The sequence below is a fragment of the Actinotalea sp. C106 genome, from assembly GCF_023630195.1.
Lineage (GTDB): Bacteria > Actinomycetota > Actinomycetes > Actinomycetales > Cellulomonadaceae > Actinotalea.
In genome coordinates this window covers 1-15,086 of sequence record NZ_JALPKN010000050.1, presented here as the reverse complement: position 1 = coordinate 15,086, position 15,086 = coordinate 1, and the positions used below count along the sequence as shown (strand labels likewise).

At 72.5% G+C, this 15,086-nt stretch carries 19 protein-coding genes and 1 pseudogene; 10 read left to right on the top strand and 10 right to left on the bottom strand.

Annotated elements, in window-relative coordinates; translation table 11 throughout:
• Positions 1-259: 259 nt before the first annotated feature.
• Positions 260-670 (bottom strand): RidA family protein, encoded by a 411-nt coding sequence (locus tag L0B03_RS05580; RefSeq protein ID WP_250444643.1) that lies wholly within the window; start codon positions 668-670, stop codon positions 260-262.
• A gap of 71 nt (positions 671-741) precedes the next feature.
• Between L0B03_RS05580 and L0B03_RS05575 the strand changes: the two genes are divergently transcribed.
• Positions 742-1,113, top strand: a complete 372-nt coding sequence (locus L0B03_RS05575) for a helix-turn-helix domain-containing protein (RefSeq protein ID WP_250444642.1) — start codon at positions 742-744, stop codon at positions 1,111-1,113.
• Between the two features lie 40 nt (positions 1,114-1,153).
• Here L0B03_RS05575 and L0B03_RS05570 read toward each other — a convergent pair whose 3' ends face one another.
• The 6 genes from L0B03_RS05570 to L0B03_RS05545 form a co-directional block, all read right to left on the bottom strand.
• Entirely contained in the window at positions 1,154-1,945 is a 792-nt protein-coding gene (locus L0B03_RS05570) for an alpha/beta fold hydrolase (protein ID WP_250444641.1), read from the bottom strand.
• A 150-nt stretch (positions 1,946-2,095) separates the two neighbouring features.
• Positions 2,096-2,590 carry a hypothetical protein gene (locus L0B03_RS05565; protein ID WP_250444640.1) on the bottom strand — a complete coding sequence of 165 codons (495 nt, stop codon included), beginning with the start codon at positions 2,588-2,590 and terminating at the stop codon, positions 2,096-2,098.
• A gap of 100 nt (positions 2,591-2,690) precedes the next feature.
• A complete protein-coding gene (locus L0B03_RS05560) occupies positions 2,691-3,164 on the bottom strand; it encodes a hypothetical protein (protein ID WP_250444639.1) in 474 nt (157 codons plus the stop codon).
• Between the two features lie 17 nt (positions 3,165-3,181).
• The gene (locus L0B03_RS05555) at positions 3,182-4,945 is read right to left on the bottom strand and encodes an alpha/beta hydrolase (RefSeq protein ID WP_250444638.1); all 1,764 of its coding nucleotides are present in this window, start codon (positions 4,943-4,945) and stop codon (positions 3,182-3,184) included.
• Entirely contained in the window at positions 4,942-5,244 is a 303-nt protein-coding gene (locus L0B03_RS05550; RefSeq protein WP_250444637.1) for a hypothetical protein, read from the bottom strand. The genes L0B03_RS05555 and L0B03_RS05550 overlap by 4 nt, the downstream gene beginning before the upstream one ends.
• The gene (locus L0B03_RS05545) at positions 5,241-5,822 is read right to left on the bottom strand and encodes a hypothetical protein (protein WP_250444636.1); all 582 of its coding nucleotides are present in this window, start codon (positions 5,820-5,822) and stop codon (positions 5,241-5,243) included. Before L0B03_RS05545 ends, L0B03_RS05550 begins: the two co-directional genes overlap by 4 nt.
• Positions 5,823-6,017: 195 nt before the next feature.
• On the opposite strand from L0B03_RS05545, the pseudogene L0B03_RS19690 reads away from it, so the two are divergent.
• A pseudogene (locus tag L0B03_RS19690) lies at positions 6,018-6,080 on the top strand (hypothetical protein); the annotation flags it as partial.
• A 22-nt stretch (positions 6,081-6,102) separates the two neighbouring features.
• On the opposite strand, the gene L0B03_RS05540 reads toward L0B03_RS19690, so the two are convergent.
• Entirely contained in the window at positions 6,103-6,354 is a 252-nt protein-coding gene (locus tag L0B03_RS05540) for a hypothetical protein (protein ID WP_250444635.1), read from the bottom strand.
• Positions 6,355-6,620: 266 nt separating this feature from the next.
• On the opposite strand from L0B03_RS05540, the gene L0B03_RS05535 reads away from it, so the two are divergent.
• The 7 genes from L0B03_RS05535 (at position 6,621) to L0B03_RS05505 (ending at position 12,751) form a co-directional block, all read left to right on the top strand.
• Complete coding sequence (locus tag L0B03_RS05535) at positions 6,621-7,277, top strand: bifunctional 2-polyprenyl-6-hydroxyphenol methylase/3-demethylubiquinol 3-O-methyltransferase UbiG (RefSeq protein ID WP_250444634.1); 657 nt, start codon at positions 6,621-6,623, stop codon at positions 7,275-7,277.
• Positions 7,278-7,448: 171 nt separating this feature from the next.
• On the top strand, positions 7,449-9,071 hold the full coding sequence (locus tag L0B03_RS05530) for a flotillin family protein (RefSeq protein WP_250444633.1): 1,623 nt from the start codon (positions 7,449-7,451) through the stop codon (positions 9,069-9,071).
• A gap of 97 nt (positions 9,072-9,168) precedes the next feature.
• Positions 9,169-9,582, top strand: coding sequence for a YciI family protein (locus L0B03_RS05525; protein ID WP_250444632.1), 414 nt, complete (start codon positions 9,169-9,171; stop codon positions 9,580-9,582).
• 4 nt (positions 9,583-9,586) lie between these two features.
• A complete protein-coding gene (locus tag L0B03_RS05520; RefSeq protein ID WP_250444631.1) occupies positions 9,587-10,744 on the top strand; it encodes an RNA polymerase sigma factor in 1,158 nt (385 codons plus the stop codon).
• A 52-nt stretch (positions 10,745-10,796) separates the two neighbouring features.
• Positions 10,797-11,345: a type 1 glutamine amidotransferase domain-containing protein gene (locus L0B03_RS05515; RefSeq protein WP_250444630.1), complete on the top strand. Its 549-nt coding sequence runs from the start codon at positions 10,797-10,799 to the stop codon at positions 11,343-11,345.
• A gap of 69 nt (positions 11,346-11,414) precedes the next feature.
• A complete protein-coding gene (locus L0B03_RS05510; RefSeq protein WP_250444629.1) occupies positions 11,415-12,260 on the top strand; it encodes an HAD family hydrolase in 846 nt (281 codons plus the stop codon).
• Between the two features lie 140 nt (positions 12,261-12,400).
• Complete coding sequence (locus L0B03_RS05505; RefSeq protein ID WP_250444628.1) at positions 12,401-12,751, top strand: PGPGW domain-containing protein; 351 nt, start codon at positions 12,401-12,403, stop codon at positions 12,749-12,751.
• Between the two features lie 48 nt (positions 12,752-12,799).
• On the opposite strand, the gene L0B03_RS05500 is transcribed toward L0B03_RS05505, so the two are convergent.
• Positions 12,800-13,138: a hypothetical protein gene (locus tag L0B03_RS05500; protein WP_250444627.1), complete on the bottom strand. Its 339-nt coding sequence runs from the start codon at positions 13,136-13,138 to the stop codon at positions 12,800-12,802.
• Positions 13,139-13,232: 94 nt separating this feature from the next.
• Positions 13,233-13,460: a hypothetical protein gene (locus L0B03_RS05495; protein WP_250444626.1), complete on the bottom strand. Its 228-nt coding sequence runs from the start codon at positions 13,458-13,460 to the stop codon at positions 13,233-13,235.
• A gap of 243 nt (positions 13,461-13,703) precedes the next feature.
• On the opposite strand from L0B03_RS05495, the gene L0B03_RS05490 reads away from it, so the two are divergent.
• Positions 13,704-14,942, top strand: a complete 1,239-nt coding sequence (locus L0B03_RS05490) for a hypothetical protein (RefSeq protein ID WP_250444625.1) — start codon at positions 13,704-13,706, stop codon at positions 14,940-14,942.
• The last annotated feature ends 144 nt before the right edge of the window (positions 14,943-15,086 follow it).

Genomic DNA, 15,086 nt, shown 5'->3' with positions numbered 1-15,086 from the left:
TGCGCAGCTCGCCGCCACGTGGTGGAAGCCGGGCGTCGACCGCCGCGCCGTCGACGCCCTGCTGGCCCGGGTCGCGGCGACGCTTCGGGGCTGATGCCTGACGCTGCTGTCTCGGCCGCAGGCCGTCGTCCTGGAACGCCCGTGGCGCCCCGGCCGGGAGCAGCGCCCGGGGCTGCTGTCCCGAAGGTGACCGGAGGAGCTGACCGCCCTTCACTCGATGCAGAGAGGTGACCGCGACGACGAGCGGAACCGCCTGCGATCAGTCCAGGACGGCGGTCGCCTCGACCTCGACGAGCACGTCGGACTCGAAGAGCATCTCCACGCCGATGAGGGAGGCGGGGGGCATGGGGCTGGGCAGACCCAGCTCCTCGGCGACACTCTCGACGCCGGTCATGAAGGCACCGATCTTGTCCGGGCTCCACCCGGTGACGTAGAAGGTCAGCCGGACGACGTCGTCGAAGGTGGCGCCGGCCGACCGGAGCGCGGTGCCCGTGCTGCGCAGGGCCTGAGCGGTCTGGCCGGCGAGGTCGCCGGGGGCCAGGGGGGTGCCTGCCGCGTCGCGGGAGATCTGGCCTGCGACGTGGACCTGGCGGCTTCCGGTCGCGACCGCCACGTGGTGGTACGGCACGGGCTGCATGAGGCCGTCGGGGCTGAACAGGTGCACGGGCATGAGAGCTCCTCGGTGGTAGGTATCTGTGTTATACCTAGTTGCCCCAAGGCACTTCAACGAGACCAGGTGTCATGCCGGAAACCACCCACCCGCCGTCGGGACGCCTCGGGATCGCCCCGCCGCACCGTGAGCTGCTCGACCAGGTCCTCGACCGGTGGTCGGTCCACGTGCTCGAGGAGCTGTGCGAGCGACCTCTGCGCTTCAACGAGCTGCGCCGCACCATCCCCACGGTCACGCAGAAGTCCCTGACGGCCACCCTCCGGCGCCTCGAGCGCAACGGGATCGTCGAGCGGTCGGTGGTCAGCACCCGCCCGGTGGCTGTCGAGTACCGCATCACGCCCCTTGGCAAGTCCCTGCGGGAGCCGATCGAGGCGCTGCTGCGGTGGACGGCGACCGCGCGGCCCCAGGTCGAGGCCGCGCGCGACCGCTTCGACGCGGGCTGACGTCCGGCGCGGGCTGACCTCGAGGCGAGCCGAGGTGTCGTCAGGGTTGCGTGAGCGCGAGCTCCGCCAACCTCCGCGCCATCGGCTCGGCCTCCCAGCTGTGGTCCTGGCCCGGCACCTCCTCGACGGTCGTGCCCGCGACCACGGAGGCGATCCAGGCGGCGGCCGACGGCATCTCCGGCAGGGTGCTGGAGCCGTACATCGTGAGCACCGGGGTGCTCAGCTCGCCGAGGCTGCCGTCCTCGAGGGATTGGGTCGCCCAGACCAGGGACTCGCCGTCGGCTCGCTGGCTGACCGCCCCCCGGGCGATCTCGACGAAGTCGGGGGACCGGCGCAGGCCCTCGAGCCACTCGGGGGGCATGTCCTGCATGTACTGCTCGGTCGCCCCGACGTAGTCCTCGGCGTCCAGGCGTCGTTCGAACTCGGCGAACCACCCGCGCACCTTCTCCGAGGGGTCGCCCAGTGGCGCCTCCCACAGGGCGAGGGCCGCGACCGGCAGGCCGACGTCGGCCGCCGCCAGCGCGATCGAGGACCCCGAGGAGTGGCCGCACAGCACGGCTCGACCGCCAGCGACCTCGAGCATCGCGGCGATGGCCCCCAGCTCGCGGTCGAGCGTCAGCCTCCCGGTCGCGACGCTCTCGCCACGGCCCAGGCGGTCGTACACGACGGTGCTCAGCCCTGCGGCCGCCGCGAGCTCGGCGGTCGCGGCGGTGATGGGGTCGTTCGCCCGGAAGATGGGCCCGCCGCCGGCGACGAACACCAGGCCAGGGCCGTCGCCCCGACGGTCGTAGGCGACGCGGTCTCCGTGAGCGGTCGTGGCGAACTCGGTCATGACTCCTCCTGCAGCTGGACGGGGACGCCGAGCTGCTGCTGGCGCCTCGTGCGTAGGGGTTGACCGACGACGCGGGGTGAACTCATCGGTCGTCCCACGCGGATGGCCGGCCCGAGTGCGAGGAGCGCGGGAGGAGCGGGGGCGGTCGTGCTAGTCGCTCTCCGCGGGATCCGTGTCGTGACCGGGGAGGTCGAGGTCCTCGCGGCCGGCGCTGACGATCCCGGTCTCGGTCCGCAGGTACGGCCCTGAGACGTATGCCCGGTAGATGTCGTGCCGGTTCGAGGCGAAGAAGGTGAGATCCCCTCGCTCGCCCATGACACCGACGCTGTCGTTGCGGATGAGCTCGTAGCCGAGGTCCGTGATGGCGTCGGCCATCTCGTCGCTGGTGGCCGCGGTCCCGACGAGCCGCATCTCGGCGTCGTAGGCGAGCTGGTAGTTGTTCTTCGCTCCTCCGGCCGACCATCTGCCCCAGGAGTCCTCGATCTCGGCGTCCAGGGCCTCCGCGAACGCGGGCAGGTCGCTGCGTGCCGCCTCGACGACCTGGGTCCGGCTCTGCTCGAGCTCGGCCTCGCCGTGCATCCTCGAGCACCCGGCCAGGGCGAGGGTCATGACCAGCACCGCGATCAGCAGCCTGTGGTGTCGCACTGGTTCGTCTCCTGGTGGAAGGACGGGTGGTCGTCGAGCTGGCGTCGATCGGGTGGCCGACGGTGCCGGTCATCATCGAGGTTCTGCCACCGGCTCAGGGTCACGTGCTCCCTGGAGAGTCCTCGTCCGTGGGGAGGTCGAGGTCCTCGCGGGGGCCGGTGCTGACGGTCCCGGTCTCGGTCCGCAGGTACGGGCCGACCACGCTGACGCGGAACGGGGCGTCGCCGGGGGAGGAGATGATCTTGAGGCCGTCACGCATTCCGACCACGGCGGCCTCGTTATCCTGGATCACGTCGTAGCCGAGGGCGTCGAGGGCCTCGGCGATGTCGTTGCTGGTCGCGGAGGTGTCGACGAGGCGGGCCGTGGCCCGGTAGGAGACCTGGAAGTTGTTCTTCGCGCCACCTGCTGACCAGGTGCCCCAGGACTCCTCGATCTCGGCGTCCAGGGCTCCGGCCAGTGCGGGCAGGTCGGCCCGTGCCGTCTCGACGACCTCTGACCGGCTCACCTCGAGCTCGACCTCGCCGTGCATCCTCGAGCACCCGCCGAGAGCCATCGCGACCGCAATCGCTCCCATCACGATCCTGCGCCCGCTCACCTGGTCCGCTCCCACTGCTGCGGCTCGCGGCTAGCCTCGGGGTCGATCGGAGGGCCCCACCAGGGGTCGTAGGAGTGCTCGGCGATCTGGACCGCGTCCCCGTTCCCGGCCACGATGTGCCCGATGTTGTAGATCGACTCGGTGTCCTGGTGGAAGTACTTGACGTGGTCGCCGGTGTTCTTCCACAGGGAGTTCCGGGTGATGGACTCGGCCTCGAACCGGGTCGCGCCGAAGGTGTCCTCGGTGACGTTGTTGCCCATCCCCACCCCACCGAAGGTGTTGCCCCCCACCCACCCGTTGTCGGCAAGGCCTGCGACGAGGTCGCGCGTGTTGTTGCCGGCCCAGACGCGGTCCACCTCGAGCTCGTCGGCGTGCGAGACGCCCCCGCCGGCGCCGGGGCTGCCCACGAGCACGACGTCGTTGGCGGAGAGGCCCGGGCCGGTGGCGCTGTGAGCCGTGGTCGTCGAGCCGTAGCTGTGACCGATGACCGTCAGGTGGGCCGGGCTGCCTTCGCGTGAGGCCCTCAGGCCGTCGACATAGGTGGACAGCATCTCCCCGCCCTCCTTGGCGCGTGTCTCGCGTGCGACCGTGAGCACGTCCCCGTCGCTCGGGGCGTCGTAGCCGATCCACATGACCGAGGCGACGCTCGCCCCGGGGTTGGAGAACCGTGCCGACTCGTAGATGCTGTAGGCGTACTCGGTGTTCTCCTCGGCGCTGGTGCCACGGCTGGTCATCCCGGGCACCATGACCGACACGTGGTCAGCGGTGTCCGGGTCGCCGAAGGTGATCGCGACCCGGCCGTCGCCCCCGAAGGACCGCGGGTCGTACAGGTGCAGCAGGGGGATGAGGGGCTCCCCGGTGATCGGGTCCGTGTCGAGGGCACCGGCGGCGAGTGCCGTCTGCGCGGCCCGGGCGTTCTCGAGGGCCGCGCGATCCTGGTAGGGGAGGTCTCCTCGTGACTCTCGCAGCTCAAGGGCTTCGAGGTCGGTGCTGAGCAGCACGCGGTTGGCCCGGTCCCGCACCCGGGCTGGGATGCCGTCGGTCCCGCCAAGCACCTCGGGGTGGGCGGCGAGCACCGCGAACTGCTCGTCCTCACTCAGCCCTGCCCACCACCGGGCGACCTCCTCCGGTGCGGCCCCTGAGGTCGGCGAGCCGGCGCGCAGCAGTGCGGCGTCGGCGAGATCGGCCTGGCCCGAGACCGCGGCCCGGGCCTGCGCAAGGGAGCCGTAGGCGGAGAAGGCGTCGATCATGGCCTGCTCGGCGGTGGTGACGTCGGTCAGCAGCTGCTCGACGTCGGCGATCAGCGTGGCGAGACGGGTCGCGAGCGTGCGTGACCGGTCCTGCAGGTCGGCGATCTCGTCGCGACCCGTGGCCTGGGCCATGGTGATGTCGTGCAGCAGGCCTGCGCGAGAGGCGTGGTAGGCGGCCCGGGCCTCGACGAGGTCGTCGCGCCGGCGACCCAGTGCGGTGAGCTCCTCGGCGAAGACGTCGGCGCTGCGCGCGACCTGGCGTACGGCTGTCGAGATGGCGTGCCCGTCGGTGCCCGCAGCGCGGGTGTGGGAGCGGTAGGCCTGGGCGGCTGACCCGGTCCAGCCCTCGAGGGTCTCGGAGTCGTGGGTGAAGGTGTCGAAGTCGTCGAGGTTGGTCGCGGTGGCCAGCATGTCCTCGGCGAAGTCCGCGACCAGCGCAGCGTCGCCGTCGACCGCGGGGACCGCGTCGCACGGTGGGGGGACGTCGATGGTGACGGTGGTGGTCGTCACGGGGCGTCCCTCAGCCAGTCCTGGAACCGCTGCTCGGCCTGCAGGTCGACCGCGTGGTAGGCCTCTGACGCTGCCGTCAGCCGCGTGCTCATCTGCTCGACACCGTCGGCGAGGTCGCCGATGATGGTGCCCCAGGACTCGGTCCACGTGGCGGCGGCCGAGGCGACGGCGGTGCTGAAACCTCCGTGTGGGGCTCCCTCGAGGCGGGAGTGGGCCGTGGACAGCCGACTGGACTGGTCGGTCCACGCGAGGGCCGAGTCGGCCAGGGTCATGGGGTTGACGTCGTACTCTCGGTTCACCGAGCGACCTCCGCGCGCGTGACGAGCTCGCGGGCGAGGGACTTGGTCACCGTGAGGCCACGACCGGTGGCCGTGACGAGCACGGTGCCCTCGAGGCGGACCACCCGCAGGGTCCGGCCGTCCTGCGCTGCGTCGAACTGGGCGGTGGTTCCTGTGGTGCGGAGCGCGCCCTGCCACCCTCGTTCGGCCATCCGTCCGGCGAGGATGTTGGCCGCCTTGGTCGCAGCGAGAACGTCCGGCACCGCGACGCGGGCCTCGGCGACGGGCGTCACGACCCCGGCGCTCGTCGAGTCGGGCTGCCCCGGGGCGGTTCGCCACCGGGTGCGGACCTCGGGCTGGTTCCCCTCGGCATCGTCCGACTCCTGGGCACCGGGGTGCTCGCCAAGTGCCGCCAGCAGGTCCTCGACCGTGCTGGTCACGTGCTGGGCCTCGGCGTCGAGGGTCGCCTGCGGGACCGGGGCCCGCGCCGGGCCCCGGGGTGCCTCGGCGGGTAGGACGACGACGTCGACGTCTGGGTGCCGTTCACGGAGCTCGCGCAGCAGGGGCGCGGAGTCCAGGAGGGCGTCAGGTTCGGGCACGCGGCGATCCTAGGTCAGGGCTGCTCGCGAGCGTCACGACTGCTCGCTCCTGGCTGGGCTGAACGGGTGCTCTTCAGCACCTCCTGGCGCCGCTCCCGGCTGACCGACCCCCGGCGTCGGTCCTCGCCTCTACGGTGAGCCACGACGGGGGAGAGTGCTGGCCGCGACCGGCCGGCACCGACGAGGGGGTTGAGCATGATCAGCGCTGCCGAGGTGCTTTCCGCGAGGTTCACGCCCACCAAGTTCCGCGAGGGCTACGAGCCTGAGCAGGTCGACGCCTTCATGGCGCGGGTCGCCGCAGCTCACGGTCGAGCGTCAGCCTCCCGGTCGCGACGCTCTCGCCACGGCCCAGGCGGTCGTACACGACGGTGCTCAGCCCTGCGGCCGCCGCGAGCTCGGCGGTCGCGGCGGTGATGGGGTCGTTCGCCCGGAAGATGGGCCCGCCGCCGGCGACGAACACCAGGCCAGGGCCGTCGCCCCGACGGTCGTAGGCGACGCGGTCTCCGTGAGCGGTCGTGGCGAACTCGGTCATGACTCCTCCTGCAGCTGGACGGGGACGCCGAGCTGCTGCTGGCGCCTCGTGCGTAGGGGTTGACCGACGGCGTGGGCTGAACTCATCGGTCGGCCGTCCCGCAGGACGTCGTGCACGGCTCCTATCTTGCAGGAACGGCAAGGGCTCTTGCGCCTGGCGGCAGTGGCGACGAGGCTGTGCGGAGCGCGCCCGAGCGACGCACCACCGGCGACGCACCCCCAGCAGCGCGACGCGCATCCGCGCCGATCGCCCCGAGGAGCCCCCTGATGGCCGAGCACGAGCACGTCCCCGCCGAGGAGGACTCCGTGGCGATGTTCGAGCCTCCCGCCTGGGAGGAGCGCTACGCGGGGGCGGAGCAGATCTGGTCCGGGCGTCCGAACGCACAGCTCGTGACCGAGGCCGCTCGGCTGACCCCGGGTCGTGCCCTCGACCTCGGGTGCGGGGAGGGTGGGGACGTCATCTGGCTCGCCCAGCAGGGCTGGCACGTGACGGGCGCGGACTTCTCCGGCAACGGCCTGGCCCGCGCGGCCCGCCACGCCGCGGAGGCCGGCGTCGCCGACCGCACCGACTGGTGGCAGGTCGACGCCCGCACCTTCGCGGCCGAGGGGCGCACGTTCGACCTGGTCACCACGCACTTCCTGCACCCGCCCGACGGCGGCATGGTCGACGTGGTCCGTCGGCTGTGCGACGCCGTGGCGTCTGGTGGGCACCTGCTCGTCGTCGGGCACGCGCCGGACGAGAACTTCCCGGGCATCACCGAGGTGCGGCGGCGAGCGATGTTCACGGCCGAGGAGCTGCTGCCCGGGCTGACAGCGGGGCTCGAGCCGCTCGTCGTCGAGCAGCGGCCACGGACCCTCACCCGTGAGGGGAGCACCCACGACGTCCACGACTCGACCCTGCTGGCCCGGCGCGTTCCGGTGTAGTGGAGAAGGCCCGCGCAGCGCCCCGCTGGCTCTAGAGTTCGTCCCGTCGCCGGTCGGCGGTCGGGGGGCTTCTCCCGGTCGTGACAACGGTGGCATGACCCGGCGCGAGGCCCTCGGTCTTGCGCCCACGCCAGCGCCTCCACGGCAGGGGGCCTGCCCCGGAGGAGTCCCATGGAGCTCGTTGGTCCCGTCCTGACCACCGTGGTGGTGATCGTCGCCCTGGTGGCGCTCGCCATCGTCGGCGGCATCTACGCGAAGGTGCGATTCAAGATCGCCACGCCCGACGAGGCGTTGATCATCACCGGGCGCAAGCGCGGCACGCCCGTCATCAACCCCGAGACGGGCGAGGAGACCACCGACCTCTCCGGGCAGCGCGTCGTCATCGGTGGCGGCACGTTCGTCAAGCCGATCTTCGAGCAGGTCTCACGGCTCTCCCTGGCCTCGCAGAGCTTCCCCGTGACGGCTGAGGACGCCACCACCAAGAGCGGTGTGGGCGTGACACTGCGCAGCATCGCCGTCGTCAAGGTCGGTGGCACCGAGCGCACGGTGCGGGCCGCCGCACAGCGGTTCGCCGGACGCAGCCAGGAGCAGGTCATCGAGCAGCAGACCAGCGAGGTGCTGGTCGGTGTGCTGCGCACCATCGCGGGAACCCTGACCGTCGAGTCGATCCTCTACGAGCGCCAGGACTTCTCCAAGGAGGTCAAGGACATCGCCGTGCCGATGCTCGCCGAGCGGGGCCTCGTCCTGGAGAACTTCGAGATCCAGACCGTCGAGGACTCGGGCGCCTACATCACCAACCTCGGCCGCCCGCGGGCCGCAGCCGTCGCCCGCGACGCCGAGATCGCCGAGGCCCAGGCGCAGCAGGAGAGCACCGAGCGCTCCAACGAGTCGGCCGTCCAGATCGCCGAGTCGAACAAGGCCCTCGCGCTGCGCAATGCCCAGATCCGCCAGGAGACGGCGCAGGCCGAGGCCGAGGCCCACGCCGCCAAGGAGCGTGCCGAGGCCGAGGCCCAGCAGGCCGTCCTCGAGCAGCAGGAGCTCGTGGCCCAGGGCCGTGCAGCCCTGCGCGAGCAGGAGCTGCAGACCGAGGTGCGCAAGCCCGCCGAGGCCCGCAAGTACGAGGCCGCGCAGGAGGCCGACGCCCGCAAGTACGCCGCCGAGCAGGAGGCCGAGGCCAACAAGACCTCGGCCATCCGCAAGGCCGAGGCCGAGGCCCAGCGCACCACCGCCCAGGCCGACGCCGAGGCCTCTGCCTCGCGTGCCCGTGCCGAGGCCGCCCTCGTCGAGCAGCAGCGTCGTGCCGAGGGTGCTCTCGCCCTGGCCCGCGCCGAGGCCGACGGCATCCAGGCCCGAGGCGAGGCCGAGGCGGCGTCCGAGCGCGCACGCGGCGAGGCCCGTGCGGCAGCCATCAAGGCAGAGTCGGACGCCTACGAGACGTTCCCCGACTCGGCACGCCTCCAGATGGTCCTCGACGCGATGCCCAAGCTGGCCCAGCCCTACGCCGACGCCCTCGGCAGCATCGACGGCATCACGATCATCGACAAGGACGGCGCCTCCCGAGTGACCGGGCAGGTCGCGACCGGTGTGCAGGAGCTCGCGCAGCTGCTCAAGGCCCAGACCGGCATCGACCTCATGGAGATGGTGAAGGGACGCGGCGGAGACTCGGGCGGCCCTTCGACAGGTCCGTCGGTCACGCGACCGGCGCCGGGCACCGCGGTCGCGGGGCCGACGGCCACCGACCCCGCCACGGCCGACCGGCCCTCGACCACGCAGGACGAAGGCTCGACCGACTGAGCCGCGTGTCGATGTCGAGATCGGCGCCCCCGCTCCGTCCCAGGGGTGAGGGCGCCGGTCCCGGCGTCACGGACCGAGAAGGCCGGAGGACGGACCAATGGCGAAGTTCCTGCTGCTCAAGCACTACCGGGGCGGACCCGAGCCGATGCCCACCGCCCGGGTGCCCATGGACCGGTGGACCCCCGAGGAGGTGTCCGCCCACGTCGCGTACATGGACCACGTCGCTGAGGTCCTCAGCGAGCGCGGTGAGTACGTGAACAGCCACGCCCTGTCGCCCGAGGGCACCTTCGTGCGGTACGACGGCGAAGGACAGCGGCCCGTGACCGACGGCCCGTTCGCCGAGACCAAGGACGTCATCGCGGGCTGGATGATGATCGACGTCGAGTCGGTCGAGCGTGCGCACGAGGCCGCAGCGTTCCTGTCCGCAGCGCCCGGGCAGGGAGGTCGGCCGCTCCAGGAGTGGATCGAGGTGCGACCGTTCCTCGAGATGCCGCCCACGGTGACCGACTGACGCGATGGACGGCCTGCTCCGGGACCTCATCCCGCAGGTGACCGGTGTCCTCGTCCGTCGTGGAGCAGACTTCGCTGCGGCCGAGGACGCCGTCCAGGAGGCCCTCGTCGAGGCGGTCCGTCGCTGGCCGGCCGCCCCGCCGGAGGACGCCAAGGCCTGGCTGGTCACGGTCGCGTGGCGCAAGCTGGTCGACGCCGGACGCTCGGACGCCGCCCGGCGTGCCCGCGAGGGACGCGCCGTGGAGGAGCCCCCTCCCGGGCCCGCGCAGCAGGAGGACGACACGCTCTGGCTGCTCTTCCTGTGCTGCCACCCCGCGCTGACCCCGACCTCCGCGGTCCCGCTGACCCTGCGCGCCGTCGGCGGACTGGCCACGCGCGAGATCGCCGACGCGCACATGGTGCCCGAGGCGACCATGGCGCAGCGGATCAGCCGGGCGAAGCGGACCGTGGCGGGCCACGGCCTCGGTGCGCCAGGGGACCTGCGCGACGTGCTGAGCGTGCTCTACCTGATCTTCAACCAGGGCTACGCCGGCGACGTCGACCTGGCCGCCGAGGCGATCCGCCTGACCCGCACTCTCCACCGACGCAGCAGCGAGCCCGAGGTGGACGGGCTGCTGGCCCTGATGCTCCTGCACCACGCCCGCCGGCGGGCGCGCCGAGCCGACGACGGCTCGCTCGTCCCGCTGGCCGACCAGGACCGCGCCCTCTGGGACACCACCCTCATCGCCGAGGGGGTGACCGTGCTCCAGGCGGCACTGGCCCGGGACAGGCTCGGCGAGTACCAGGCCCAGGCGGCCATCGCGGCCCTGCACTGCGACGCGGCCCGCGCGGAGGAGACCGACTGGCCGCAGATCCTCGAGTGGTTCGACGAGCTGCTCGGTCTGACCGGGTCGCCCGTCGTCGCCCTCAACCGGGTGGTCGCCGTCGGGCACGTCGACGGTCCCCAGGCGGGACTTCGAGCCCTCGAGGACGTCCCCGTCGACGTCCCGCGAAGGGCAGCGGTCGCCGGCTGGCTGCACGAGCGGGCGGGCGATCCGAGGACGGCCCGCCGTCTCTACGCGGAGGCCGCCACGGCCGCCACCAGCAGGGTCGAACACGACCACCTCGTGCTGCAGGCAGCGCGTCTGGCCCAGATGATCGACCCTCGGCATGCGGGTCGGTGAACGCCGACCTACCGTCGAGGGGAACTCACCTTCCACGAGACGGAGAAGAATCATGGCGCACCTGACCGGCAAGACCGTGGCCTTCCTCGCGACGGACGGCTTCGAGGACAGCGAGCTCACGAGCCCCTGGGAGGCGGTCACCGAGCATGGTGCTCAGGCGGTGCTCGTGTCCTCCGCGACGGGGACGATCACGGGCAAGAACGGCCACGAGGCGCAGGTCGACGAGGCGGTCGCCCAGGCGGACGCCGGACGGTTCGACGCCCTCGTCCTGCCCGGTGGCGTCGTCAACGGCGACAAGATCCGCATGGACGAGGACGCGGTCCGCTTCACCAAGGCGTTCTTCGAGCAGCACAAGCCCGTCGGCGTGATCTGCCACGGCGGCTGGATCCTCACGGACGCCGACGTCGTGCGCGACCGGACGCTCACGTCGTACCCGAGCCTGCGGACCGATCTGCGCAACGCGGGCGCCACGTGGGTGGACAAGGAGGTCGTCGTCGACCACGGGCTCGTGTCCAGCCGCACGCCGGACGACCTGCCCGCATTCAACAGCAAGCTGGTCGAGGAGATCGCCGAGGGCAAGCACTCGAAGCAGACCGCCTGAGGCGCGGTCCGCCGGCCGAGCGATGTCTCGCTCGGCCGGCGAGGTCTCGCACCGTAGACTTCGACGGACATGACGACGAACGGTGTGCTGACCAGTCCGCGCAGAGCGGTGTTCCTCGACGTCGACGGGACGTACGCCCACCACGGCATCGTCCCGCCCGGGCACGTCGATGTCGTCCGCGCGGCTCGCGCCGCAGGGCACCTGGTGCTTCTGTGCACGGGCCGACCGCGCGCCATGCTCCCCGAGCGGATCCTCGCGGCGGGCTTCGACGGGCTGGTCGCGGCGGCCGGCGCCTACGTCGAGGTGGACGGCGTCGTGCTCAAGGACCAGAGGTTTCCCGCGGATCTCGCGGCCCGCGCGGTCACGACACTGGACGAGCACGACGTCGCCTACATCCTCGAGGCCCCCGACGTGCTGCACGGGCGGCCCGGGGTCGACGAGAGACTCCGGCAGATGCTCCGCGGTCGCTTCGGCCCGAGCCGCGACCAGGACGGCCCCACGGACATCCTCGACGCCCTCCGCATGGCCGAGGACCTGACCGACGCCTCCTTCGGCAAGATCACCTACTTCGAGTCGCCGTTGGCCGGTGCGGCCCTGCTCGACGCGATCGGCACCGGGGTCGGCGTGCTGCCCAGCTCGATCCCCGGCATGGGGGACTCGGCCGGCGAGCTGTACCTCGACGGCGTCCACAAGGCGATCGGCATCGAGCTCGTCGCGGCCCACCTCGGCCTGGCCCCTGAGGACGTCGTCGCCGTGGGGGACGGGCTCAACGACCTCGAGATGCTCGCCTGGGCCGGCACCGGTGTGGCCATCGCCGGCGCGCCTCCGGAGGTGCTCGCCGTCGCCGACCGCGTCGCCCAGGGGCCGCAGGGCGAAGGGCTCGTCGCCGCCTTCGCGGAGCTCGGCCTGACCTGAGGCGAGCGGCCGGTCGAGGTCGCCCTCCGCGGCATCCGGGACCGGGGCCGAGCCGAGAGGCTCGAGACCTGCACAGGTTCACCCCATGTCCTGCCCGCACCCCATCGACCCGTGCTTGTGAGGCAGGGCACAATCGTCGGGTGAGCTATACCGACACCGAGACCCGGGCGCGGGTCCATCCGGTCACGCGGCTGCGTGATCGCCTGAGGGCCCACCCCGCGACGTCGCTGGGTTACCGCATCATCGTGGCCACGGTCGCCACGGTGATCATCCTCGCGGGGGTCGCGATGCTCGTCCTGCCCGGCCCGGGGATCGCGACGATCCTGCTCGGGCTCGCGGTGCTCGGGGCCGAGTTCCCGTGGGCCAGGCGGTTGCTGGTGCGGATCCTCGACCTGCTCCGCAAGGCCAGGGACCGTGCCGTGGCGTGGTGGCGCGTCAGGCGAGGGATGCGCGACCAGGGCGCGAGCGCGGACCGCGCCATCGAGGGCTGAGCCGTCGTCACGGCGTGACGCGCGAGGCGGACCGGTCCCGCGCCGGTGTCAGTCCCGGAGCCGCAGCGCGGTGACCGTGCACTGGACCGGGGAGGACTCGGCGCAGGCGCCGTCGATCCACACGTCCACGACGTCACCGTCGGCGAGGTCCTCGGGGGCCAGGACGCTCTGGTCGCTCCGGGCGGCGATCGTCGGATCCCCGCGCAACAGGTTCATCCCGTCGTAGTACGGGTCGGAGGGTCCCGACAGCGATGCGCTGTCCGACCCCGCCACCCGCTCGACGACGCCACTGACGTCCGGCGTGCGGGACGGGACGTCCGAGCCGCCGCAGCCCGCGGTGGCGGCGACCACGACGGCGAGGATGATCATCGTCGAGCGGGATCGCATGCCCGACATCATGGCGCACATCACCCGTCGGGTCAGGTGAACGGTCGCCGTCCGCCCACGTTCACCCGGGCGGGGGCCCGGCCCGCCAGCGGCGTCAGCCGAGCAGGCTCGCGAGCCCGCGCAGCCCTTCGGCGACGAGCGCCGTCCCCGCGATGCCCACGACCGTCCACGCGAGGGCGCTGACACCCACCCACGCGACGTAGCGGCCCTTGGTGGAGTCCTCGGCGTCCCAGTACGGGGCGGGGGTCTCACGGATCCAGCGGAACGTGTCGCGGACCGACATCGTGCCGTCGTGGCGGGGCTGGGCGGTGATGGTGCTCATGATGCGCTCCTGGGTGTGGCTCGCGGGCGTGGAGAGGCCGGGGTTGCCGACCACCTCCATGGTGCACCTCTCTCGACGCGCGGGCCAGGGCCGTGGGACCCAGATGGGTGATACGTGCGTCACCCTCCGATGCGTCGTATCGTCGGTCGAGGCAGCGGTCGGCAGGGCGGCGACAGGCCCGATGATGACGTGTCGACCGATCGTGCGCGGTGACGGCGCCGCGCGACCCGGACGGCGGACATCATGAGACGACGCACCATCCTGGCGGCCACCGCGGCGGCCCTGACCATGACGGCAGGGCTCGCGGCACCAGCAGCCGCCCAGCTCCCCGGGCAGAACGGGGGAGTGTCAGGGCGCGACGAGATCGGCCACCCCTCCCTCCCCTGCGTGACGGGCATCCTGGAGGATCCCGGCCCACTCTCGGTCTTCGGCCGGGGCGGTACCGCCTGGTCGCCCGACGGCGCCCTCGTCGCGGTCGAAGGCCAGGCAGCCCCCGACGTCGATCCCACGCGGCTGCTGGTCGTCGACCCCGACGACTGCAGTTGGACCGGCCTCGGCGAGACCGACGGTCTGGGGGTCTCGTGGTCACCCTCGGGGGAGGAGGTCGCGGCGGTGCGGGACGGGGACGTCGTCGTCCTGGACGCTCAGACCGGTGACACCGTGCGTCAGGTCACCGCGACCCCAGGGGTCACCGAACGTGACCCGAGCTGGGCCCCCGACGGCAGCAGCATCGCCTTCACCGGGGACGGCGGCGTGCGCGTGGCGGCGGCAGACGGCTCGGCGACCCCCGACGGGACGCTGCTCCTCCCCGGAGCCTCGAGCCCTGACCACTCCCCGGACGGGACGCGGATCGTGCACGTCACCGACCTCGCGACCTCCGGCCCGCCCGAGGCGCGCCGTCTGGCTCACGCCGACGCGACCGACGGCAGCGACGTCGTGGTGCTGCCTGACTCGGTCGCGGGCTACGAGGTCGTGTGGTCGCCCGACGGCGAGCTGTTCCGCGTGGCAGGGTTCCTGCGCACGGGCTCCTCCCCGTACTACGACGTGGACTACCGGTGCTTCACGGTGACCCTTGCCGGTGACTTCGTGGACGGCGGGGGCGGCGCCTTCCCGTGCTCGGACCCCGCCTGGCAGCCGTTGCCGTCCACGGGGTCGGACCCCGTGGACCTGACCGCGGCGTACCTGTACGCCAAGGTCGACCCGGCGCTCGCGCCCTCGTGGGGCAACAGCGGGCCGCAGCAGCTCATCGAGGTGCGCGAGGGCCACGCCTGGTTCCGCGACCTTGCCGTCGAGGACCTCCCGGACGGGGTGTGCGGACCCGGCTGGGCGGTGCAGGTCGACCACGTCGTCGGCCTGACTCCCGAGGAGCTGCCCACCGTGATCGACCGCGAGGCAGGGGTCGAGATGGGGTGGGGGACGACGGTCGTCGCCGCCCGCCACCACAGCCTCGGCTACTTCCTGGAGGTCCCCGCCTGCGCCTGACCGCTCACGCCGAGAGCCGGGCCTCGAGCCACGGCCGCACGGCCCCGGGGAGCTCGCGGAGCCCGCGCCGCAAGGAGTGGTCCCCGGGCAGCACGACGACGTCCCGGCCGGGGCGCGATGGCGGCATGCCGTAGGGGTCGCGCT